Source organism: Candidatus Nitrosopumilus sp. bin_68KS, from assembly GCF_054095825.1.
This window is the reverse complement of record NZ_JBSWSP010000013.1, coordinates 1-22526: the sequence shown is the minus strand read 5'-3', so window position 1 is coordinate 22526 and position 22526 is coordinate 1. Positions and strand designations below refer to the sequence as shown.

General features: G+C 32.0%; 23 protein-coding genes. 12 read left to right on the top strand and 11 right to left on the bottom strand.

Going from position 1 to position 22526, the window contains the following annotated elements; translation table 11 throughout:
• Window positions 1-3: 3 nt before the first annotated feature.
• The 5 genes from ACW9W3_RS06285 to ACW9W3_RS06265 form a co-directional block, all read right to left on the bottom strand.
• Entirely contained in the window at window positions 4-390 is a 387-nt protein-coding gene (locus tag ACW9W3_RS06285) for a hypothetical protein (protein ID WP_457765298.1), read from the bottom strand.
• Window positions 390-4595 carry an InlB B-repeat-containing protein gene (locus ACW9W3_RS06280; RefSeq protein ID WP_457765297.1) on the bottom strand — a complete coding sequence of 1402 codons (4206 nt, stop codon included), beginning with the start codon at window positions 4593-4595 and terminating at the stop codon, window positions 390-392. Before ACW9W3_RS06280 ends, ACW9W3_RS06285 begins: the two co-directional genes overlap by 1 nt.
• Window positions 4596-4849: 254 nt before the next feature.
• A complete protein-coding gene (locus ACW9W3_RS06275; RefSeq protein ID WP_457765296.1) occupies window positions 4850-5275 on the bottom strand; it encodes a response regulator transcription factor in 426 nt (141 codons plus the stop codon).
• 60 nt (window positions 5276-5335) lie between these two features.
• Entirely contained in the window at window positions 5336-5503 is a 168-nt protein-coding gene (locus ACW9W3_RS06270; protein WP_457765295.1) for a hypothetical protein, read from the bottom strand.
• 2 nt (window positions 5504-5505) lie between these two features.
• A complete protein-coding gene (locus ACW9W3_RS06265) occupies window positions 5506-6585 on the bottom strand; it encodes an ATP-binding protein (RefSeq protein WP_457765294.1) in 1080 nt (359 codons plus the stop codon).
• A 174-nt stretch (window positions 6586-6759) separates the two neighbouring features.
• Here ACW9W3_RS06265 and ACW9W3_RS06260 point away from each other — a divergent pair, with 174 nt between their 5' ends.
• Window positions 6760-6882, top strand: coding sequence for a hypothetical protein (locus ACW9W3_RS06260; protein ID WP_255465108.1), 123 nt, complete (start codon window positions 6760-6762; stop codon window positions 6880-6882).
• Window positions 6883-6964: 82 nt separating this feature from the next.
• Here the strand turns inward: ACW9W3_RS06260 and ACW9W3_RS06255 are convergent, their stop codons facing one another.
• Both ACW9W3_RS06255 and ACW9W3_RS06250 read right to left on the bottom strand, forming a co-directional pair.
• Window positions 6965-7129 carry a DUF1059 domain-containing protein gene (locus ACW9W3_RS06255; protein WP_457765293.1) on the bottom strand — a complete coding sequence of 55 codons (165 nt, stop codon included), beginning with the start codon at window positions 7127-7129 and terminating at the stop codon, window positions 6965-6967.
• Between the two features lie 237 nt (window positions 7130-7366).
• Window positions 7367-7609, bottom strand: coding sequence for a hypothetical protein (locus ACW9W3_RS06250; RefSeq protein WP_457765292.1), 243 nt, complete (start codon window positions 7607-7609; stop codon window positions 7367-7369).
• A gap of 142 nt (window positions 7610-7751) precedes the next feature.
• Here ACW9W3_RS06250 and ACW9W3_RS06245 point away from each other — a divergent pair, with 142 nt between their 5' ends.
• Window positions 7752-8135, top strand: a complete 384-nt coding sequence (locus tag ACW9W3_RS06245; protein ID WP_457765291.1) for a hypothetical protein — start codon at window positions 7752-7754, stop codon at window positions 8133-8135.
• A gap of 123 nt (window positions 8136-8258) precedes the next feature.
• Here ACW9W3_RS06245 and ACW9W3_RS06240 read toward each other — a convergent pair whose 3' ends face one another.
• Window positions 8259-8729: a response regulator gene (locus ACW9W3_RS06240; protein WP_457765290.1), complete on the bottom strand. Its 471-nt coding sequence runs from the start codon at window positions 8727-8729 to the stop codon at window positions 8259-8261.
• Between the two features lie 51 nt (window positions 8730-8780).
• Complete coding sequence (locus ACW9W3_RS06235; RefSeq protein WP_457765289.1) at window positions 8781-9629, bottom strand: matrixin family metalloprotease; 849 nt, start codon at window positions 9627-9629, stop codon at window positions 8781-8783.
• Between the two features lie 182 nt (window positions 9630-9811).
• On the opposite strand from ACW9W3_RS06235, the gene ACW9W3_RS06230 reads away from it, so the two are divergent.
• Entirely contained in the window at window positions 9812-10507 is a 696-nt protein-coding gene (locus ACW9W3_RS06230; RefSeq protein ID WP_457765288.1) for a hypothetical protein, read from the top strand.
• A 17-nt stretch (window positions 10508-10524) separates the two neighbouring features.
• Here the strand turns inward: ACW9W3_RS06230 and ACW9W3_RS06225 are convergent, their stop codons facing one another.
• Window positions 10525-12846, bottom strand: coding sequence for an Ig-like domain-containing protein (locus ACW9W3_RS06225; RefSeq protein ID WP_457765287.1), 2322 nt, complete (start codon window positions 12844-12846; stop codon window positions 10525-10527).
• Between the two features lie 136 nt (window positions 12847-12982).
• Between ACW9W3_RS06225 and ACW9W3_RS06220 the strand changes: the two genes are divergently transcribed.
• Window positions 12983-14785 carry a tetratricopeptide repeat protein gene (locus ACW9W3_RS06220; protein WP_457765286.1) on the top strand — a complete coding sequence of 601 codons (1803 nt, stop codon included), beginning with the start codon at window positions 12983-12985 and terminating at the stop codon, window positions 14783-14785.
• Window positions 14786-14796: 11 nt separating this feature from the next.
• On the opposite strand, the gene ACW9W3_RS06215 is transcribed toward ACW9W3_RS06220, so the two are convergent.
• Window positions 14797-15606 (bottom strand): TrmB family transcriptional regulator, encoded by an 810-nt coding sequence (locus tag ACW9W3_RS06215; RefSeq protein ID WP_457765285.1) that lies wholly within the window; start codon window positions 15604-15606, stop codon window positions 14797-14799.
• Window positions 15607-15820: 214 nt separating this feature from the next.
• Here ACW9W3_RS06215 and ACW9W3_RS06210 point away from each other — a divergent pair, with 214 nt between their 5' ends.
• From ACW9W3_RS06210 to ACW9W3_RS06175, 8 genes are all read left to right on the top strand, one after another.
• Window positions 15821-16501, top strand: coding sequence for an archaellin/type IV pilin N-terminal domain-containing protein (locus tag ACW9W3_RS06210; RefSeq protein ID WP_457765284.1), 681 nt, complete (start codon window positions 15821-15823; stop codon window positions 16499-16501).
• 89 nt (window positions 16502-16590) lie between these two features.
• Window positions 16591-17451: a cupredoxin domain-containing protein gene (locus tag ACW9W3_RS06205; RefSeq protein ID WP_457765283.1), complete on the top strand. Its 861-nt coding sequence runs from the start codon at window positions 16591-16593 to the stop codon at window positions 17449-17451.
• A gap of 69 nt (window positions 17452-17520) precedes the next feature.
• Window positions 17521-18237 (top strand): archaellin/type IV pilin N-terminal domain-containing protein, encoded by a 717-nt coding sequence (locus ACW9W3_RS06200; protein ID WP_457765282.1) that lies wholly within the window; start codon window positions 17521-17523, stop codon window positions 18235-18237.
• A gap of 108 nt (window positions 18238-18345) precedes the next feature.
• The gene (locus ACW9W3_RS06195) at window positions 18346-19053 is read left to right on the top strand and encodes an archaellin/type IV pilin N-terminal domain-containing protein (protein ID WP_457765281.1); all 708 of its coding nucleotides are present in this window, start codon (window positions 18346-18348) and stop codon (window positions 19051-19053) included.
• 108 nt (window positions 19054-19161) lie between these two features.
• Window positions 19162-19875 (top strand): archaellin/type IV pilin N-terminal domain-containing protein, encoded by a 714-nt coding sequence (locus tag ACW9W3_RS06190; RefSeq protein WP_457765280.1) that lies wholly within the window; start codon window positions 19162-19164, stop codon window positions 19873-19875.
• Window positions 19876-19974: 99 nt separating this feature from the next.
• Window positions 19975-20694: an archaellin/type IV pilin N-terminal domain-containing protein gene (locus tag ACW9W3_RS06185; RefSeq protein ID WP_457765279.1), complete on the top strand. Its 720-nt coding sequence runs from the start codon at window positions 19975-19977 to the stop codon at window positions 20692-20694.
• Window positions 20695-20784: 90 nt separating this feature from the next.
• Window positions 20785-21498 (top strand): archaellin/type IV pilin N-terminal domain-containing protein, encoded by a 714-nt coding sequence (locus ACW9W3_RS06180; protein ID WP_457765278.1) that lies wholly within the window; start codon window positions 20785-20787, stop codon window positions 21496-21498.
• Between the two features lie 11 nt (window positions 21499-21509).
• Window positions 21510-22526: hypothetical protein (locus ACW9W3_RS06175; RefSeq protein WP_457765277.1), on the top strand; the 1017-nt coding region annotated here is incomplete at its 3' end.

The window sequence follows — 22526 nt, the reverse complement described above, 5'->3', positions numbered from 1 at the left end:
CCTTCAAGCTAACGTTATACTTGCAGACTGTAAATTACTCCTTTCTGAATCGGTAATAGAATCACTTAGACTAATAACTACTGTTTTAGTCGGTCCGCCAGTTACTGTAGAACCAGTTCCAATTTCAACATCATTTGTATCTTTTAGGACAATAGTTACGGTAGTACTTCCCGAAATGTCAGAATTGAAGGTGAGAGTTACAGAAGATATGGCATCAGAATTTCCTAAATTTAATCCCAATAGAGTACTTCCAGAGGAATCAAAAACTTGTAGAGCCCCCAATTTATTTATTCCAGATGATGTATCCAAAGGATTCGCAAGCCCTTGAGTGCTCAACAAGACAACCCCAAATGTTGAGAATAATAGTATTGCCAGTAAAAATGAGCCCATTATTTATCACCAGAATACAGAGTATGTTCATCATCAGATGTTTGCTTTACAGATAATTCATCTTCTAGAACATCAGACCATTCTCGAAATTTTTCAAATGAATTATGATCAAAGTCTGTAGAATAGGAATAATCCAAAACGTTCTTTGTCAAAGCATTGTTTTTGGAATTACTTTTCCCTATTTCTCGTGTTTGATGCTCCAAATTCTTCTTTTCAAGTTCTATTTCAGATTCGATTCGAGCAATTTGTACAGCAGAAATTTTTCTCTCTACTTCAAGTCCTGAAATTCTCTTTTCTAACATTTCAGTTTGTTCATCCAAGTATTGTTTTTGGAGTTTAATTACAGATTCTTTTCTTTCAAGTTCAACTGCAGAGATTTTTCTTGCAAGTTCAATTTCTGCAATAATGTTTTCCAAATCTTTTGACTTTGAAGAAATATTTTTCTTTGATAATTTTGAATTGTTTTGGATTTGAATTTCCTTTGGGATTATATCCTTTTCAATTTCTATTGATGCAATACTTTTGTCTAGTTCCTCGCGCCTTTGAGATAGATGTTCTTTTTCAAGATCAATTAGGGCTTGTTTTCTTTCAAGTTCAGCACTAATTTTCTTCTTTTCCAGGTCTATTGAGGCTATTTTTCTCTCAAGGGAGAAATTTGAGATTCTTTTTTCCAAATCCCATATTTTTTGTCCCAATCTTTTCTCTTCTGCCTCAATCAAAGACTCTTTTCTTTCAAGTTCTGAGGAAAGTTTTTTCTTTTCTAGATCAATTTTTGATAATTTATTATCTAATTCTATTCTTTGAGAAGATAGATTTTTCTTTTGTCCATTAACTTCTGCAAGATTATTTTCAAGTTGTTTTGATTTATGTTCCAAATCTTGTATGGCAAAATTTAATTCATTTTCTTTTCTTTGAAGTTCAATAGTTTTGCGTTTATTTTCTAAGTCAAATTCTGCCTCTTTATTTTTTAATTTATCAGATATTTCTCTTTTATTATATTCTATCTCCTCTATAGCTTTGTTCAATTGTTTTGTTTTTTCAGTTAGTTCTATCTTTTGTAAGTTAACCTCTTTGAGATTTTTATCATATTGTTCAGTTTTTTCAGAAAGACTCTGTCTTTGAAGATTTACTTCTGCAATTTCATTTTCAAGTTTAATGATTGATTTCTTTTTTTCTAGTTCAACATCTCCAATACTTTTTTCCAGTTCTACTGAACATTTCATCTTTTCAAATTCAAGTTCAGATAAACGTGTCTCTAACTTTCTTTTTTCATCAATTACATTTTTCTTTTCATTTTCTACTTGAAGTAAAGATTGCTCCAGTTTCTTTGTTTTTTCACAGAGATTTATTTTTTGAGAATTAACTGTTTGAAGATCATTTTCTAGTTGTTTTGATTTTTCATCATAATTCCTTTTAATTAATTGAATTTCAGATTTTTTCTGTTCCAGATTTTCTGCTACTTTTTTCTTTTCTGTTTCCACTTCTTTGATTCTTTTTTCAAGTTCTAGTATTCTCTGAGAAGCGCCCTTTTTCTGCAATTCTATTGCCGCAAAATTTTTCTGAATCTCATCAGCGTGAATTTTTTTCTTTTGCTCTATTTCTAAAAGATTTTGCTCCAATTCATTAGTTTTTTGTGATAGAATCTTCCTTTCAAGTTCTACGGCAGTTAGATTTTTCTCTAATTCTTCTTTTTCAAAAAGTACTGCTTTCTTTTGCAGTTCAACTTCGGACAGATTTTTATCTAATTGTTCAGTTTTTTGCAAAATTCTTTGTTTAGTAAGATCAATTGCAGATAGATTCTTCTGAAGTTCAGTTTCAGCCTGTTTTTTCTCAGATTCTGCCTTTGTGAGTTGATTTTCTAATTGATTAATTCTCTTAATTCGTGCTTGCCTTTCAAAGTCAAATAGTTCAGCCTTGTTTTCAAATTCTGATGAAATTTTCTTCTTTTGTAGAACAATGTCAGTAATGCTATCTTCCAAATTCTCTTTTTTTTGTGAAAGGTTCTCCTTTTGGAATTCTACTTCAGCAAGACTTTTCTCTAGTTGTTCAGTTTTTTGAGATAATTTCTTTTTTTGAATATCCACTTCAACATATTTCCTTTTAAGATTGATTTCCAATTCTTTTCTTTCAAGTTCAATTGTTCGTGTTTTTTGTTCAAGTTTCTCAATAACTCCATTTTTTTGTTGTTCTACTTCTTGTAACTTTATTTCCAATTGAATTTTTTCCTGAATGATTCTTTTTTTCTCACGTTCTACCTCAGATAAAGATTCTTCTAGTTTTTCAGTTTTTTCTGCCAAATTCTTTTTTTGGAGATTTACTTCTTCGACTTCATTTTCAAGTTTTATCATTATCTTTTTCTTTTCAAACTTTGATTCAGTAAGACTTTTCTCTAGTTGTTCTTTTTCTCTAAGTATATTTTGTTTTTCTTCTTCTACATCAGATAAATTTCTTTCAAGTAATTTTGTTTTTTCTTCCAATTTCTTTTTTTCAAATTCAATTTCTGATTCTTTTTGTTCAAGTTCAATCTCAGATAATCTTTTATCTAATTGCATTGATTTTTTGAGGACGTTTCTTTTTTCATCTTCTATGTTTTCTCTTAATTCTTGTGTTTTTTCTAACAAAATTTTCTTTTCAGACTCAGCATTCTCTAAAACTATTTCATAATCTTTATTTTCTATTTCAAATACATTCTTTCCAAAATTTATTTTTCCACCAAATAATTTATTTAATCCTGATGGTTTTTGTTTTTTTTCTTTTATTGATTCAACTAATTCTTCAGTACTGTGTTTTTTCTGTTTTTCACTTTGTTTTATTTTTTTAAATACAAAAAGTCCTCCAATTGCAACTGCTGAAATAATTCCAATATTCAAATATGCTATAGTATAATCTTCATTCCATTGCGCAGTAACAGTTTTTGGACCATTCATCAATAAACTACCACTAAGTGTTGTTCCTTGGGAATCACCACTCCATCCATCAAAAGTCGTTTGTTTCCACATTCCGGCTGGATCTCGAGGTATGCTTGTTCCAAATTTTGCCACAGTTCCTTCATCATGCCAAGATGTTCCACTGCCTGTACCATATCCAGAATTTACTGTAAGTAAATACTGTTTTTTCCAAATTCCTTCAATTGATTTGGGGGAATTCATTATAACTTGAACATTTTTCCCATCAGAATTTACATCTCCACTCCATCCATCAAAAACTAATCTGCTCCCAGGCACACCTGAATCTTGAGTTGTTGTGTCAATTGAGGCTACAACAACATCATCTTTATCATAAAAACCACTACCTTGTACTTCACCATATTTACTTTTGACATCAAGATAAAATTGATCTTTCCAATCTATTGAAATGGAGTAAGGATTTTCCATTTTTACACTAGTGATAGGTTCAGTTGGATCTTTGATTTCTGCAAAATTGCTTCCACTACTTACCCATTCATTTATGGTTCGTTTTACTTTACCATCAGATGCCGAATCTACTACACTCATCACTAAAGGAGCTGTTGCATTTACATTATGCCAACTTGTGTTAATAATTTTATTATTCTGAGTAGAATCTAAAATTTCTAATCTATATTGTGGAACCCAAGCAGCAGTAATTGTTTTATCCTCATCCATCATAATAAAATTTGTTTTCAAATTTGAAGTAAATCCATCACTCCATTCTGAAAATGCATAGCGTATACCAGGATCATTTTCATCATAAACATATTTTTCTGATACACTAAAGTCTACAATCTCTCCGGCATCATAAGTACCACTACCAATTGCTTTTCCATAAGGTGAAATAATTCTTAAATCAAATGTTGTACCACTGCTTGATGATTCTAAAAAGTTTACACTAGATTGTTTTTGTGCTGGATGTATGGAATATGTTGCTATTGCAGTTACATCTTCATCCATTAAAACATTTATTGGATTTCCATCAACCCATTCATTATTTACTATCCATCTAACAAATTCATATGCACCCCATTGTTCTTGTGCAGTCCCAATTACTACCCAGGAATTTTCTTCATACATTCCAGACCCTGTTATGTGTAAACCAGGTGGTGAAGATTTAACTTTTAATTCATAAAGATCTTTGTGAATTACATCATCACCTATTTTATGATCAGCTAGTACTTTATCTATTGATGAAACATACAAAATTGTAAATAACATCATAGAAATACAAATTAATTTAATATTCGCTTTCATTTATTCCACAATAATTTTAGATGTAAGTGAGTAATGCGTAATGGTATGATCAAGATGATCAAACTAAATTCATGATAGCTTATTTTGAACAAAGTATCAAATGTCTGTTTTAATCAAAAAGGGATTAAAAATATAATAATCACGTATGGATTTCTTTGAAAATAAGTCTTTTTTACGCCTAAATATCAAAGAACATCAAATTTTATCAAAGATGGGTGATTTTTTTCTAATTTTCATAAAATTAAAATTAAATTTTAATTAGTAGGAAGGGATTTGACAAAATTTGTTCCAGGCATTTTCCCTTTTGCCAAAACATCAGTAATCACTTTCATTAAATTTATTCGATTCATAGGTTTTGGAACATAACTATTAGCACCCATTTTAATAAAATTATTAATTGATTCTTGATCACTGTCGTATGCCGAAGTTACAATAATTTTTGTAATTTTGTCATTTTTTCGAATTAGTTCTAAAACTTTTTCTCCTTCCAATTTAGGCATTTTCAAATCTAATAACATCATATCTGGTTTATGATTTTGATATTGTTTCAAAGCTTCAATTCCATCTTTGGCTTCAAGAATATGAATGAATTTTATAGAATTTTTAATGGCATCCCTACAAAATATTCTAAATGCGTCAGAATCATCCACTAATAATATTACAGGGAATTTTCTTACCATGAAAAAAATTAATCATATTTGAAGATATTGATTAGTGTGGTTTTTTTATACAAACAAACGCTAGGCAGAAGATTTTAGATAAGTCAATAGTGTTTTACTGTTTTGAGTGATGTTAGTTGCTACGATTTGAGCATGAATTTTACAAAGGTATCCATCTAATGAACATAAAGTACATTTAGAAACTTCTTTTGCCAAATTTTCAATAAATGGTTCAACAGAAGATTGCAAAATTATTGTACCACCATTTTAGAATTATTAATTTTTGGCATGAGCACTGAAAATGCAGAAGGTGTGTTTTTGTAGAGTAATTTACCCCCATGTTGCTCTACAATCATTTTACAAATTGCCAATCCCAATCCAGTTCCATGCTGTTTTGTTGTAAACATTGGCTCAAAAATTTTACCCTGCAAACTAGGTATCACACCAGCACCAGAATCTTCAAAACATACTTCAACATTATCTTTGTTATCCATAATTTTTATAGTCACAAATCCTTTACCACGAATAGCTTCAATAGCATTAGTTAAGAGATTAACAAATACAGCTTCTAATTTTCTAGAGTCACATAATGTATTTCTATCATCGCCTTTAATCTCTAATTTTACAGATGATGGTACATTTATTGCTTCAAGACTTGATTGAATAATTGTTTTTAATGAAGTTTCTTTCATGTCTAGTTCAGACATTCTTACAAATTCTAAAACATCTTCAATGATATGAGTCATATTAGAAATTGCAGATTCAATTCTTTGTTGATGTTTTATTTTATCTAGTACTGGCATGTTAGTGGAATTGCATAAAATATCGTGAGACATTTTTAATTTTGATAATGGGTTTCTAATGTCATGAGCTAATCTAGATGTAAATGTTCCAATTATGGACATTTTTTCTCCTTTTAACAAATTCTCTGCTTGTTCTTTTACTTTCTTTTCTAAGAAAAGTTGTTTTATAGAAAGCTCTTTTTCTTTTTTAATTACTTTACTAAGATCTTCTTTTAATAATGCATTAAGTTTACTGTAATTAATTTTTTCAGTTTCAGTAATTTTTAATTCCCTTTCTAGATGATTATTTTTTTCCTGCATGGATTTTGTCATGTTTTCTACAAATGAAATTTTATCTTGAAGTTGTTGGTTTACTCGAGACATTTCATTGACTCGTTCATTTGCTAATTTATTCATCTCTTGCATTTGGAGATCATTTTCTTTGAGTTCTTTTCTTGCGAGTTCTAAATCTTTTAAAGCATTGACTGAAATTTCGGTTAAATCGCGTAAAACTGGATCTCGCTCCACAGGATTATCTATTAACATCATAAAGGATTATCGGATGGGGCATATTACGTGGAGTTTGTTTAATTCAAACAAACCTAGGCATGATATGAATATATGGATAATTCCAATAGAGAGGGTTGTAACAAAACATATTCATGTATTTGTCAATCATATTTCTTTCGTCATATTTTCATATATGAAATACCACATTATTATATGAGCCAGAACACTCTAGTCTCAAAAAACATTAAAAAATCACTTCAACAAAATGCACCAATGGTTTTTGAATCATACCTATACCATTTAGAATTATTAGAAGATATAGAGATTACAGAATAAATAATCTACTATATCTATGCCCATTTTATCATGAACCACATTTTATGATGCTATCTTCAGAAATACAAATAAGAAGAAGCAACTAACTCTTCATCCGAAGAAGTAATTGATCTAGCCCTTCCACACTATACTCTATTCCATGTTCATCAAAAGAGTGTTTTTGATATTTTTTGATTACTTCATCAGTATTGCCGTTAATTTTAAAACTACAATCAAATCCATAGTTGTTGCACGAGATTTTTACCATACTATATTTTAAAATAGATTTGATAAATCATGTGGTTTGTTTAGATTAAACAGATCAACTTTCAGATATATGTTGTATTTAGATAACCCCCTTAAAGGGGGAGTCGCAAAGGACGCGACATCCCATTGAGAGTTATCGATGACATTATTATTACAACACATTAGTTAATGGGCTGTTGTATGTGCAAAGTATTCAACCTGTTCAGATTTCAGAAAAAATGAAAATCCAGATCTAGATTTAAGAAACATTGTTATTTTTTGCAGTCATTGCAATTTTCTCCTTTAGATTTTTGAGGAACTCACGAATTTCCTCATGTCGTTGAATTGTTTTATAAATCTCATAAAGTTCTTCGTAAGATAAATTCAATTTTTGCAGATCATTGTGAGTAATTCCGTAATGACTTAGAACGGTCCAATATGATGCAGGTTTATTTTGTCGGGTTACAATACAAGTTCCCAAATGTAATGATATTTTGTACATACCAATATTATCACAAGAAAAGTTATAGATTCCATGGAAAAATAGCTAAAAAATAGATTCCAAATTGGAATAAAACCCAGTCATGATGATTATAAGCGAATTTATTGAAAAATCATATTAATAGAATATCATCAGAAATTACATGAAAAATCAAGTTTATGGGGCGGAGAAAGGCAATGGCGAAAGAGTTGTAGATTGGTTAAATGAACAAGCAAAATCTACAGGTTTAAAATTAGAAGTGAAATTAGAGAACAATGTTTTGTCCACAGAGAATTTCGGAGATTTTGATTTATTATCATTGTCAGATGATTCGATCAAAAGTAGAAAATTAATTTCAAAAGCTGGAAAGCGATTTGGCATCAAGATGATAGAAGGAGGATACAAAGAAGTAGCAAGAATCATACGCAGGAAGAAATCAGATTATGCAAAAGTTCTCAAAGGGGAAAAAGTCATAGGCCATTTGGAATTGGAAACATCCAGATTTGGGTCTAAGAAATGGGAAATAAAATCAGAAGAAAGAAGATAAATTATGATGGAAGATTGTTTGTAACTTCACTGCAAACAATATTTACAATTAAAATACCAAAAAGAACTAGAGCACCAAATACTCATCATTAATACACATATGAAATGAAGTAATTTAGAAAATTCATCGTATTGTTTCTGGGCTTTGAGTAGCAGTTAACAGATTATTTTCTTGGCTAGATCTTTTAATACTGGAAAATGATTTTGGAGTAATTTTGTTCAATAGGAATTCCAAAGAAAAGGGCTTTTGCATTATCTGAAGATATGAATCCTTAGTACTTTCATTTGATTTCATTATACTTTGACCATATGCAGATAAGAAAATTATTCTTTGTCTTGGACATTGTTTATGGATTTTTTCAGAAACTTCCGAACCAGTCATTTTAGGCATGTCTTGATCAAGCATGACATAATCATACGGTGGGGTGTTGTCTTTTAATACAATTTTCCTATACCTTAATTCATTTTCAAATTTTTGAAAACAAATAAGACCATTATTAAAAATATCAACATCATAACCATTTGCTTCAAAGAATTTTTTGTATTGCATTGCAGTAAATTTGTTATCTTCTGCGATTAATAATTTTTTGACCATTCCTATTTTACCAAATTTTATGTTATGAAGACTTGTTTGTTGAAACTAAGCTCATTTTTTACAAATTGTTGTTCCATCTAAATCTTCATTGTACAAATCAGTAACAGCTGCAATATTACATTCTGAAATATATGGATAAGTCATATCAATAGTTGGAGCCATAAGATCTTCAGGAGCTGTAGAATGGCCCAATCCTAATGCATGTCCAAATTCATGCCTCATTATTGTTCCAAGTTGGGTATTTGAAAGAGAATCCACATCATAAATTGTAATGAATGCTTTAACGATTTCTTCACCTTCAAGAATTGTTTTTGTGTAACCAGTATTTCCTGACCGATCTTTAATATTTGAGAGAATTACAACAATATCGCCATTTGATTTTTGTGAATTTAAAACTTCAAAAATTTTAGGGATTGGAATTGTTGTTTCAGGCGTATTTTCAAGAGCTCCTGCCCAACCAACATAATAATTTGAAAAAGAATTTTGTGGTCCTTTATGTAATAATGAGTCTTCAATATCGATTTTTTCTGTAGACAATATTGATTCTCGAATTACTGAAATAGTATCATCTGAAATTGAAACAGGATTAAGTATGTTGACACTAAGAGCCATACCTTGAGAAATCTTCCAGTATTTTGAAAGACTTATTGAGTCACCTCTTAAATTTTCAACAGTATGCTCAGAATTAAATAAGCCAATGGAATTTAGTAATTCTTCATTTTCACCAGAAGATGCAGGGAGTCCGGTAAAATAACCTCCAAAAAATATTAAGATTCCAATTTGTAATACAAGTATTGATTTTTGATGTTTTATTTTGGATACTTTTTTCGTAGATTTTAGTTTTAAACTACGAAAATGCATAAAATCATTTAATTTTAAATAGATCTCCGCTTTTGACATTGAAATTAATTTGTTGTAATAGAGCGATATATCAGAGTCTGTTCAGCATGAACGAACTTTTGATATTGTTTAATTTGAACAAATAGTTCTTTTTTTATTCATTTTAGGCATATCAAACATTGGTGTTAAGTAGAAAAATTATGATTTGTTCAATTTTAATAATGTTATCAGTGATAGTTATTTTGAAAACAGGATCATCAGATGCAATTAATACAACTAATGATTTTGAAGAGTACAGAATATCACAAATGCCAGAAACTAGATTTTTTGAACAATATTCAGAATTAAGTGCTCCAGAAAAAACCGCAGTTGTATATCCAATTCTTACACAAACTGCATATTCATGGGGAGGAATACATGATTTCTACATGGGTCGCTGTGAAACATGTTCAGAAGTTGAAATTGAAGAATATTATGATCCTATTTTTTCAGTAGGGGCAAAAAGCTTTAGAATTTTAGAATTTTTAGGATATAGTGTAATTGACGATATAGATATTGATAAAAATCCCGAAATATTAAATAATTTTAACTCGGTGGTTTTATTACATAATCAATTTGTAACAGAAAATGAATTTCTAGCAATCACATCACATCCAAATGTAATTTACCTATATCCAGGAGCTTTAGATTCCAAAGTTAGAATTAATTACGAAGAAAACACCATGATTCTTGAACGTGGCCCAGCATTTCCAGATTTAGACATTATCGATGGTTTTGATTGGAAACATAATAATTCAGAAATGACAAATAACACAATTTGTGAAAATTGGGAATTCTATCAAATTACCAATGGACACATGCTTAATTGTACACCAGAAGATATTATTCAAAATAACGATAACATATTAAAGAAAATAAAACAACTAGTAGAATTTTAAATTAAAACTTAAAAAAATTACTTTGATTTTTTCTTCATATATAATACCATTCCAACAATTATTGCAGGAACCATTATTAGTATAGGATCAAATCCACCAACTGCAGGTTTTTTAAATGATTCATCTGATTCTTCAATCATAATCAAAGTTGTTGCATTGACTTTTACAATTTTGGATGCAAATGCAGATTGAATAGGCCCATCAATGCTTGCTAAAATCGTTACAGAGTCATCAGATGTAGAAATAATTGACGCAATTGCTTCACCAGTAGGACCTGTGAATGTATCAGTAATTGTAGCAAACCCACCTTCAAATTCCCACATGACAGGAGCATTTTGTAGAGGCAGCCCATTTTGTTTTGCTATGATAGATACAAGAAAAGAGTCCCCTTCTTCAACAATATCAGCACTTGTAATTTCTATTGTAGGGGTGATTTCCTCAATTTCGATCTCTTCTGTAAGTATTGGCAATCCTTCAGAAATAAATGAAATTTCAACTGTTCCTGATGATTTAGGTGTTAAATCTAACTGTGTGAAACTAGATTTATGAGAAAGTGTTACATTTTTTGGGAAATCAAGTATTGATGGATTTGAAGAAAATATTTTGATTTCAACATCCTCGTTTATTTTCACGGGTAATGATTGAGTATCTAAAATCTGTAAAACAAATGTATCTTTAACTCCGGCGAATAATCTTTCTGAATGATCAATAATTAAAGAATCAGGCTTTGAAGAGATGCTTGAAAGTGAAACACTAGTTTCAAACTCATCAATATTAATTAGTAAATCTTCATCACCGGAATCAATTGCAGTGATGGGAATAAGTGTAAAATAAGGATAAGTTTGAATATTTTCTTTATCCACAATAAAGATGTCAGAATTGGAAATTTCAATTTGTTGTTCTATTGGTATTTGAAATAATCCATCAGATGATTCCAAATATACAACAATCCAATGCTGTTCACCTTTTAGAAAATGATTAGTGTTTACATGGGTCTTCAGAGATACAGAGTCTTCTGTATAACCATCAATATCCAGTGTTACAACTTCCGCATTAGGGATGTTTGGAGCAATATCAGAATCAGTAGGTACAAAATATCCCATATTGCCATATACCAAAGAGGATTCAAATCCTTTTTTTATTATTGAATTTTCAATGGAGATTGATTTATCCGAAGTTGTAAATGGCACCACTATGTCTCTATCAGCAGTTACAGGGTGACCGTTTTCATCTTCCAGATAAATTACCCCTACTAATTGTCTTGAGCCATCTGAAATAACAGATAAGGGCTCAAATTTTATTTCTTCATTTCCATAAAGTTCAACATCAATTGTTTCAAAAGTCTCTTCAACTATAATTAAGGGGTCTTGAGAGGTTGCAGTTACAGTATAGGAATCAGTCTCACCTTTTTGAATTGAGAATAACTCGTGCCCATAGGTCTGTCCTTTTTTAATTTGAAAGTATCCTTTAGGATTTATTGAATTTACATCAGAACTTGTGTTAGTAGTTTCCGAATCAGTTGAACTCTCAATTTCAAAGTAGATAGTAATGTCTTCTGTTGCCTTAATCAAAGAACCAGATGAAAATAGCTGTGCAATTAAATGTCCACTTGAAGTATTTGAAGAACTAATATCTTCAGGAATCACAAATATTTGAATTTCTTTTTCAGTGGATTTTTCAACAGTTAGTATTTCAGAAGTTTCGAGATCACCAGACTTTGCAGAAACTGTAATAATCCCTTCTTTATTCACTGTAAAAGTTTGTTTAGTTTCAAATTCACCTTTAGGGATAAATATATTAGATTCAGAAAAGGAAACTACTCCAGATTTAGAAGTACTAAGTTTCACTAGATAATCTTTATCAGCTCTTGTCGGAATTCCACTCTCATCAGTTAATAAAATAGATAGAATACCTTGATTGTTTACACCTATTTCAAATATATCAGGAAAGAGATCTAATGAAATTTCTTTAGGGACATTGTTCCCATATACTTTAATAGGAATTTCTAATGATGTCGAACCCTCATTAAAAACATATAGAATTGTATCACCTTCTCCATATGCTTTTAATTTTACTAGAATTTTATACGGATGTATTTTTTCAAAATCAATTACTTCAATAATAGATTTGTCAAGAGACTCAACTTTTAGATTTCCAATTTTTTCCAATGAGATTTGACCATTCTTGGAATTATAAACTTCCAAAGTAACTACATCACTTTCATGGATTTTTTTTGGCAGTAAATCATATTCTAAATCATATTCATTTTCTATGGCAAATGAAGTACCCATAGTTGTGACATATAACAAAAAGAGCATTCCAAATAATATAGATTTCAATATATAAACAACTCAAATGAACATTATAATCATCAGTTCACCCAAATTGAACGCACAAATATTTCCAAAAAAAATGCTCAGTTTAAACAAATTGAACGTACAGAATGCTATTACAACAGAAATGTCATCTTAAAGAATGTCTGCAAATTCTGCATTGGTTAAATTTAAGATGGTAAATGGGCTAATTGGCAGTATTTTAGAGGAAAATAGAGTTTCATTTAGATCATTGTTTCCAAAATTGCCTCAAATTGATACAGAAGTTAGATCAAAAATTGAAAAGCTATTAGAATCCAGAGAGAGAATAAAATGCGAGATTGATGGAGATAATGATTTTGAAGATTTCACAGACGATCTAAATCTTGCAAATTATTTTCTTGCATGTAGGAAATTTTCAGATTCATTAAGATATTATGAAAGTGCATTGGCAAAAAATCCCCAGTCATATTCAGCATTATGTAATAAAGGACTATGTCTCTTTAAACTATCAAAATTAGATGATGCGATTACATGTTACGATGAGGCTTTATCCACTTACAAAAACATCCCAGAAGCATTTTTTATGAAAGGAAAAATAATGTATGCAAAGCAGGATTTTGTAGAGGCAGTTAAACATTTTCAAAGCGTATTAGATTTAGAATCGGAAAATATAGATGCAAAATTCTATCTAGCAAAGGGACTTGTAAAAACAGGAGATATTCAAAAGGGCATCAAAGTATTAGAAGAAATTATTGAAAATCATGATCATGTAGATTCGTTATTATTATTGGGTCAAACTTTCTCAAATCAAAATGAGTATCAAAAAGCAATAGTTTATTTAAATAAACTCGAAGAAATTTCACCAAATCATATAGAAGCACATCTTCTTTTAGGTAAAGCACATACTTCAGGTGGAAATTATAATGAAGCGATTTTACATTTTGAAAAAATATTGAATAAAACACCAAACAACATAGAGGCACGATTACTTTTAGGTAAAACAAACATGGAGATTAACAATCCTAATGAAGCAATGTCTAATTTTGAAAAAATTTTAGAGATTTCTCCAAACCACAAAGATGCATTAAACTACAAAATTGAATTATTAGAAAAAAGTGGAAGGTTAGATGACGCAATAGAGTGTTGTGATCAACTAGTAGAATCAACATCGGAGCCTAGAGATCAATTATTAAAAAAAGGGATTTTGTTATTTAACAATAACAAATCTTCTAATGCATTAAGTATTTTTAATGAAATTTTAGGAAAAACTAAAACCAACAATATTGCTCTTATTTACAAAGCTAAAATCTTTGAGCAAAAACATGAATTTCAAGAAGCACTTCTATGTATAGAAAATATACTTAAATCAGATCCCGAAAATACAGAAGCCTTAGAGAAGGCAGCTGAAATTTCATTAAAAGTTGGAAATTATGAAAAGGGATTAGTCTATACAAATCAGTTATTAACAAAATCATCATCAGATGTAATCTTAGAAAGGAAATCGCACCTCCTATCAATTCTTGGTCGTCATGAAGAAGCAGGGCAAATTTGCATGGAATTAATTAAAATCAACAAAACAAATGGCCAAGCATTATACGAATTAGGCAAAATTCACCTTATTTTAAATAATTTTGAGAAAGCAGTTGATTTTTTCGATAGGGCAATAAGAATTAGTCCCATGAATTCAAAAATGATTTTGAAGAAATCAATGGCATATTTTGCCCAACAAAAATACGAAGACGCCATTCTTTGTTTAGAGCAAATCCCAGAAGTAGATTCTCTATACAATAATGCACAATTTGAAAAATCGAAAATTCAAATGCTGCAAGGAAACACAAAACAAGCAATTGAAATTTTATCCAAAGTAATTAAAACAAATAATGTCTTCAAATTAGTAGCTTCAAATGAAGTGATTTTTGAAAGCATATCCAATATGTTTGAGTTTAAAGAATTAATAAAATAAAAAAGAAAAAATTAATTGGAAGATAAGATTTCCATTGGTTTTGATTTTTTCCATAGGTGAGTGCACAAACTAAACATGTTTTCAACCATCTCTTCAGAATTAGTATACATGATAGAGTCAACATCATCATTAAGATCCATTGATTCTTTCATAGCTCCAGACATTATTAGTTGATTCTTGGATTCTACTATCATTCTACTTTTTGAAGGCAGTTTTCCAATTTTAACTTCAGAAGTACCCAACTGTTCAATGATTTCCATTGTTTTAGAATCACAGTCATTTGTAATTATTCTTACTTCTCCACCTGTAGATACTTTTGCGTGTATTTTATCTGGGATTGATGTATGATACATCCTCATCAAATCATCTGAAGTTGTAACCAGGAAGATTTTCTCTTTAGATTCTTGAATTAGTTTTCCAATTCTAGTGTATATGTTAGATCTTCCTTGAACAATTGAGAAAGAGGACATGTCAGTTGCTGCCACATTATTTTCATAATTATGGAGACTTTCAATAACAGTTCTTGCCAATTTTTGTAGCATAACAATTTCATCTTCTTTCTTTTGAATTACACTTGTTAGTGCTTCAGCAGGTTCCACAGCATTTACAATGGTAGGGTTTGAGAAGGTTGTTGAAATTACACCCATGTTTCTGAGCTTATTCAAAGATCTGTATGCCTTTCCTCTATCTACATTAAGTTTTTGTGCCATCGTACCAACAGTTACAGAACCCATTTGAAGAAGTCCAACATAGATTTTGGCGTCAATTTCTTCTAAACCAAAATGAACTAGAGAATTGTAAATTTCCTCTTTGCTTAACATATTACTTTCTCCTCTTGGATTTCATGGTATTTATCTGATCTATTATTTTGGGCTCTATAACATAGAAGTCGTTGATTTTTCATTAATGTTACAATAAATTTTGACATAATTAGATACTGTGTGTTTTTTACAAACGAACAGGGATTTCCGATAAAGTTGTACGATCACACCAAACACACGCTATGATATACTAACATATTACTAAATTCCAATAATGAAATTACAACGAAAGGGAACGCGACATTCTCATCGTGGAGTTATCGGTGTAGAGTCTGCAATAGTCATGATTGCATTTGTAATCGTAGCAGCAGCACTCGCATTTGTTGTACTAAACATGGGATTCTCAACTACGCAAAAAACAAAAAATGCCATAGTCTCAAGTGCTGATGAAGCAAGTAGTGCATTAGAGATTGCAGGGAAAGTTATTGGTTCAGGCCACATTACTGCAGGAAAACTTAATGCAACAGCTGTTCCACTAAAGATTGTCTCCGGAGGGTCATCAATTAACCTTAATCCCTCAAATGCTGCCATACGTTATCTTAGTAATAGTGTAGAGCACGGTAATATCTATGCAGGTGCAATATCTTCAGGAACACATGATACATTGGCAAGTGCAATGCAAGCATCAGTAACTGCAGGATACATTTCATCAAATCCAGTAAATGGTTCTAGTCCAAGTGAGACAAAAGCAGTATTCTATTTCAACGTAAATAGAAACGATAACTTCATCTTAGATCAAGGTGAACACGGAATGTTGGCAATAGCATTTTCAGAATCTGAAAGACCACAATCACTTGATATTATTAGAGCAGAAGTTATTCTTCCAACTGGTGCACCTTTGTCTATTGAGCGTACAGTTCCAAACATATCATCATCAGTAGTAGATCTTGGTTAATTTCAGAAATTAGCCAGGTTTTTTACTTTTTTATTTTGTTTATTTTGATCAAACAACAGTACAAATTACAAATATTTTATGATTGTTTGATGACTGGGAAAGTAATCTTTGTATTGTTAGGATTGTTCATTTTTCTGCCATTAACAACCGCATCGGCGTACGCAGAAAATTCTTGGACGGTATCCATAAAACCATATGATGAGTTTGGAAAAAAGGAGTTATTTCAGCCTCGAGAACTACCCATAATGTCAGGGGACAAAGTAATTTGGAAGAATAATGATTCAACTAGTCACAAAATTGTAAGTGGGATTCCTCAGCATCCAGATTATGCAGGGGAATTCTTTTCCACAAACGTAATTTCTTCAGGTAGCGATAATTCTATTTCTTTAGATTTTAAAGGGTATGCAGGGTATTACTATTTTTGTGAAATACATCCATGGTATACTGGAAAAATCTTTTTTGAAGAAAGACCAGGTATTTTTAACTCTACACTAGGCACATCATATAAAATTCTTGATGAAAATACTCTATCAGTTGGAGGATTAGTAGAATCAGATTTAAGAAATACAGAATATGAAATGTTAGTTTTTGACAGTAAAAATAATCTAGTGCATCAAAACATTCAATCATTTGAATCTGATGCATCATTTAATCAAATAATAGATATTTCGGATTCTTTATGGAAAAAAGATGAAAATTTTACTCTTAAATTGGTTTTTGGGGTTCCTAGTGAATCTACCAGTATCCCAATAAAAATTCCAATTAATCAGACATATGAGAAATCAAAATATTTAGAATTTTGTCAAGATTTTAGAACAGAATCAAATTTTCTTTTTGAAGAAATTCAACTTCCAAATTGGTATAAAAAAACACTTTGCTGGTATGGGAATAAAATAATAACAGAGAAGGAACTTTTAGATTCTTTAAATTTCTTTAATAACATTGTTTAAAAAAATAATTCCACGTATGTTCACAATAAACACACGTCACAATATACTCCTTTACTCATTTTCTAATATATGGAATTACAGCAAAAGGGAACGCGACATTCTCATCGTGGAGTCATCGGTGTAGAGTCTGCAATAGTCATGATTGCATTTGTAATCGTAGCAGCAGCACTCGCATTTGTTGTACTAAACATGGGATTTACTACCTCACAGAAAGCAAAGACCACAATCATCGCCGGATTAGAAGAATCGGGTAGCAGTATGCAAGTTGCCGGTAAAGTTATCGGCGTAGGTTGTACATCATCTACTAATGGATGCAGTACACCATATCTTAATGCAACTGCATATCCAATCAAGATTACTTCTGGTGGAGATTCAGTAGATTTGTCAGCAGCAACAACTGCAGTCAAATACATCAGTAATTCTATTCAATATGATGACATTTATGCAGGTCCAATTTTTGGAACAGAATACAGATCACTAACATCAGCATTAGACCAAGCAGATACTGAATCAGGAACTGCTTTTGATGATTTCAACAATGCACAACCAATGACAGGAACAGTTGTGGCTAACACTGCATCATTCATCTATTGGTCAGTACAAACAACGGCCAATCAAGTACTAGATCAAGGAGAACATGCAGTATTGGTAATAGCATTTGAAGACGGTGAGAGACCAACTTCATTAGACACAATCAGAGCAGAGTTAATTCCAGCAACTGGAGCCTCACTATCAGTAGAGCGTCAAGTTCCAACAATCACTACATCTGTAATAGACCTAGGTTAAACCAATAATACTGGTTTTCCTTTTTCTTATTTTTCGTTTTTAGAAATATTCTGTCTGATCACAGCAAACACACGCTATGATATACTAACATATTACTAAATTCCAATAATGAAATTACAGCAAAAGGGAACGCGACATTCTCATCGTGGAGTTATCGGTGTAGAGTCTGCAATAGTCATGATTGCATTTGTAATCGTAGCAGCAGCACTCGCATTTGTTGTACTAAACATGGGATTTACTACCTCACAGAAAGCAAAGACCACAATCATCGCCGGATTAGAAGAATCGGGTAGCAGTATGCAAGTTGCCGGTAAAGTTATCGGTTCAGGTTGTACTACATCAGCTGGAGGTTGTTCAACAACACCATATCTTAATGCAACCTCATATCCAATCAAGATTACTTCTGGTGGAGATTCAGTAAATTTGTCAGCAGCAACAACTGCAGTCAAATATCTCAGCAATACTGTAGAGTATGATGACATCTACAAAGGCCCTATCACAAATGCAGAATATAGAACACTAAGTAGTGCATTTACAGCAGCCATTAATAATTATGGTTACATCGAATACCATCCAACAACTGCAGGTGGACCCAATGCTACTTCTGCATTTATCTACTGGTCAGTCAGTGGATCAACCATCAATTCAATCTTAGATGAAGGTGAGCATGCAGTATTGACAATCGCATACGAAGCAACAGAAAGACCAGCTGCATTAGATACCATAAGAGCGGAAATAATTCCAGCAACTGGAGCCTCACTATCAGTAGAGCGTCAAGTTCCAACAATCACTACATCTGTAGTAGACCTAGGTTAAACCAATAATACTGGTTTTCCTTTTTCTTATTTTTCGCTTTTGGAAATATTCTGTTTGATCACAGCAAACACACGCGATCATATACTAATACCAGACTAAATTCTATCAATGAAATTACAACGAAAGGGAACGCGACATTCTCATCGTGGAGTCATCGGTGTAGAGTCTGCAATAGTCATGATTGCATTTGTAATCGTAGCAGCAGCACTCGCATTTGTTGTACTAAACATGGGATTTACTACCTCACAGAAAGCAAAGACCACAATCATCGCCGGATTAGAAGAATCGGGTAGCAGTATGCAAGTTGCCGGTAAAGTTATCGGCGTAGGTTGTACATCATCTACTAATGGATGCAGTACACCATATCTTAATGCAACTGCATATCCAATCAAGATTACTTCTGGTGGAGATTCAGTAGATTTGTCAGCAGCAACAACTGCAGTCAAATACCTCAGCAACAGTATTGAATATGACGACATTTATTCTGGTGCACTTACTGCAGCAGAATACAGATCATTGGATTTAGCATTTGAGGGAGCAGTAGCTAATTCTGTAACAAACTTCTCAGGTAACATGAATCCAGTATCTGAAACCGTAGTTACAAATACTTCAGCATTCATCTACTGGTCAGTTAGTGGATCAACCATTAATTCAATCTTAGATGATGGTGAACACGCAGTATTAGCAGTAGCATTTGAAGACGGTGAGAGACCAACTTCACTTGATACAATTAGAGTGGAATTAATTCCAGCAACTGGAGCCTCACTATCAGTAGAGCGTCAAGTTCCAACAATCACTACATCAGTAGTAGACCTAGGTTAAACCAATAATACTGGTTTTCCTTTTTCTTATTTTTCACTTTTTTGTTTGTTTACATTATACAGACTTTATGATATACTACTTTGAGCAGATCATACATTAATGAAATTACAGCGAAAAGGAACACGACATTCTCATCGTGGAGTCATCGGTGTAGAGTCTGCAATAGTCATGATTGCATTTGTAATCGTAGCAGCAGCACTCGCATTTGTTGTACTAAACATGGGATTTACTACCTCACAGAAAGCAAAGACGGTGACTCTGGCAGGTATTGAGGAAGCTACAAGTGCTATGAAGATATCAGGTACAATTACTGCAGTAGGTTGTATTGATTCAGATGCAGGATGTGGGGTTGTTCAAAAAATTAATGCTACTACCATACCTTTGAAAATTTCTGAATCAGGAAATTCTGTAAATTTTGCATCAGACATTGTAGCAATTAGCTATATGAGTAAATCTATTCAATACAATAATATCTACACAGGACCCATAACATCTGAAATTTTCAGACAAGCAGTTCTAGCTTTTAGACAGGCAGATCAGGAGACAGATTCTTCATTTGATGCTTTTAACGGAGCAAATCCTCTTAACGGTACACTTCCTAGCGAAACAAGTGCGTTTGTATATTGGACAAAGAGATTAAATTCAAACCAAGTTTTAGATGTAGGAGAACACGCAGTATTGGCAGTTGCATTTGCTGAAAATGACAGACCTCAATCATTAGATAGTATTAATTTAGAAATAATGATCTCAAATGGTGCAACCATGACCCTAACTAGAGATATACCAAATATTACCCACGAAGTCCTAGATTTAGGATAACGCAGTTCACACTGAGAGTAATTTAGAATAGTCTGTCTGATCACAGCAAACACACGCGATGATATACTCCCATGGTACTAAATTCTATCAATGAAATTACAACGAAAAGGAACGCGACATTCTCATCGTGGAGTCATCGGTGTAGAGTCTGCAATAGTCATGATTGCATTTGTAATCGTAGCAGCAGCACTCGCATTTGTTGTACTAAACATGGGATTTACTACCTCACAGAAAGCAAAGACTTCCATCATCTCTAGTTTGGGTGAAGCAAGTAGCAGTATGCAAGTTTCAGGCAAAGTCATTGGTTCAGGATACGTGAACGGTGCAGTGCTTAATGCCACAGCATTTCCAATCAAAGTGTCATCTGGTGGATCAGATGTAAATCTTGATGCACAGACTATGGCCGTAAAATACATCAGCAATGGTGAAAATTACGACAACATTTACGTAGGTACATTATCTACACAAGAATGGAAACAACTCTCAGCAGCATCTGGACAAGCAGATACAGGAGAGACTAGTGGAACAGGTGAAGCTTTTGCAGACATAGTTGGAGATCCATTTAACAATCAGACTCCAACAAACACACGTGCATTCATTTACTTTACACAATCAAATGAATCTACACCAAACGACATTCTTTCACAAGGTGAATCAGCAGTATTGGCAGTTGTTTATAATTCAGCAGATAGACCTGCAGCATTAGACAAAGTCAAAATTGAAGTCATCACACCAACTGGCGCAGCCTTGACGGTAGAAAGACAAGTTCCAACAATTACAAACGCAATAGTAGATTTGGGCTAGGAGAGTTTTTTATGCTCCCCCCATTAACTATTTTTTCTAAACTAAAAATCAGTGAAAGCAATTTAAAATTAATCATTTTCTCAGGATTTGCAATGTATTTTCTTATATTGTATGAAATGTTTCCTCAATATCTTTTTGATGAGCAATATGTTTTGTTTACTTTAGTTGTACCACTAGTTGTAGTAGTAATGGGACTAAATATTAAAAAAATTAATGTAAAAAATTTATCTCTAAAGAATTTGTCAATAAAAAATATTGCCATCAAAGGAAAAGGACGTACAAAAAATTCTAAAGTTAAAACTAAGAATCAAATTGAAGAAGCGGATTCTGAAATTGCGGGAAACTCCGAGATTGATGCTTTATTAGCAGGTAAGGATCCAAGTAATGATTCTGGAATGTCAGAAATGGAGGCATTATTAGCAAAAACAGATCAAGACGGAAAAGAAAACAGGAGTAGGGATATTGATGCAATGCTAGCAAAAACAGAAGAAGAGAAATCCGAAGAAAGTTCTGGAGGAAATTCAGAAATCGAGGCATTATTAGCAGGAGCAGAGACAAATACAGAAGAGAGTTATTCAAATTCTTCTTTAGATAATTCAGATACCGAATTAATTATTATGGAAAAAATGGAACCCATTGAAAACGACATACAGACACTAAAAACAGACTTTGATCAGTTCAAACAAGATCTCACTACAGTTAAAGAAGAAGTAGAAATTCTTTCAAATTCATTTGAGTCAACATTAACGGACATCAAATTGTTGACTACAGATATGAACAATCCACTAAACTTTATGAAGGAGGATTCACCATTCAAAGAAAATATTCAAACAATTGATGTGGATGCATTGATTAAAAAACCTGAAAACCCTCCAGATACCATTAAACCAAAGTCACAAAAGCAAGAACCTGTTGTGCAAGAACCTGTTGTGCAAGAACCTGTTGTGCAAGAACCTGTTGTGCAAGAACCTGTTGTGCAAGAACCTGTTGTGCAAGAACCTGTTGTGCAAGAACCTGTTGTGCAAGAA

Coding starts and splice junctions, on each gene's coding strand:
- ACW9W3_RS06285 (WP_457765298.1), bottom strand. CDS start 390: ATGGGCTCATTTTTACTGGCAATACTATTATTCTCAACATTTGGGGTT.
- ACW9W3_RS06280 (WP_457765297.1), bottom strand. CDS start 4,595: ATGAAAGCGAATATTAAATTAATTTGTATTTCTATGATGTTATTTACA.
- ACW9W3_RS06275 (WP_457765296.1), bottom strand. CDS start 5,275: ATGGTAAGAAAATTCCCTGTAATATTATTAGTGGATGATTCTGACGCA.
- ACW9W3_RS06265 (WP_457765294.1), bottom strand. CDS start 6,585: ATGATGTTAATAGATAATCCTGTGGAGCGAGATCCAGTTTTACGCGAT.
- ACW9W3_RS06260 (WP_255465108.1), top strand. CDS start 6,760: ATGAGCCAGAACACTCTAGTCTCAAAAAACATTAAAAAATCACTTCAA.
- ACW9W3_RS06255 (WP_457765293.1), bottom strand. CDS start 7,129: ATGGTAAAAATCTCGTGCAACAACTATGGATTTGATTGTAGTTTTAAA.
- ACW9W3_RS06250 (WP_457765292.1), bottom strand. CDS start 7,609: ATGTACAAAATATCATTACATTTGGGAACTTGTATTGTAACCCGACAA.
- ACW9W3_RS06245 (WP_457765291.1), top strand. CDS start 7,752: ATGAAAAATCAAGTTTATGGGGCGGAGAAAGGCAATGGCGAAAGAGTT.
- ACW9W3_RS06240 (WP_457765290.1), bottom strand. CDS start 8,729: ATGGTCAAAAAATTATTAATCGCAGAAGATAACAAATTTACTGCAATG.
- ACW9W3_RS06235 (WP_457765289.1), bottom strand. CDS start 9,629: ATGTCAAAAGCGGAGATCTATTTAAAATTAAATGATTTTATGCATTTT.
- ACW9W3_RS06220 (WP_457765286.1), top strand. CDS start 12,983: ATGTCTGCAAATTCTGCATTGGTTAAATTTAAGATGGTAAATGGGCTA.
- ACW9W3_RS06215 (WP_457765285.1), bottom strand. CDS start 15,606: ATGTTAAGCAAAGAGGAAATTTACAATTCTCTAGTTCATTTTGGTTTA.
- ACW9W3_RS06210 (WP_457765284.1), top strand. CDS start 15,821: ATGAAATTACAACGAAAGGGAACGCGACATTCTCATCGTGGAGTTATC.
- ACW9W3_RS06205 (WP_457765283.1), top strand. CDS start 16,591: ATGACTGGGAAAGTAATCTTTGTATTGTTAGGATTGTTCATTTTTCTG.
- ACW9W3_RS06200 (WP_457765282.1), top strand. CDS start 17,521: ATGGAATTACAGCAAAAGGGAACGCGACATTCTCATCGTGGAGTCATC.
- ACW9W3_RS06195 (WP_457765281.1), top strand. CDS start 18,346: ATGAAATTACAGCAAAAGGGAACGCGACATTCTCATCGTGGAGTTATC.
- ACW9W3_RS06190 (WP_457765280.1), top strand. CDS start 19,162: ATGAAATTACAACGAAAGGGAACGCGACATTCTCATCGTGGAGTCATC.
- ACW9W3_RS06185 (WP_457765279.1), top strand. CDS start 19,975: ATGAAATTACAGCGAAAAGGAACACGACATTCTCATCGTGGAGTCATC.
- ACW9W3_RS06180 (WP_457765278.1), top strand. CDS start 20,785: ATGAAATTACAACGAAAAGGAACGCGACATTCTCATCGTGGAGTCATC.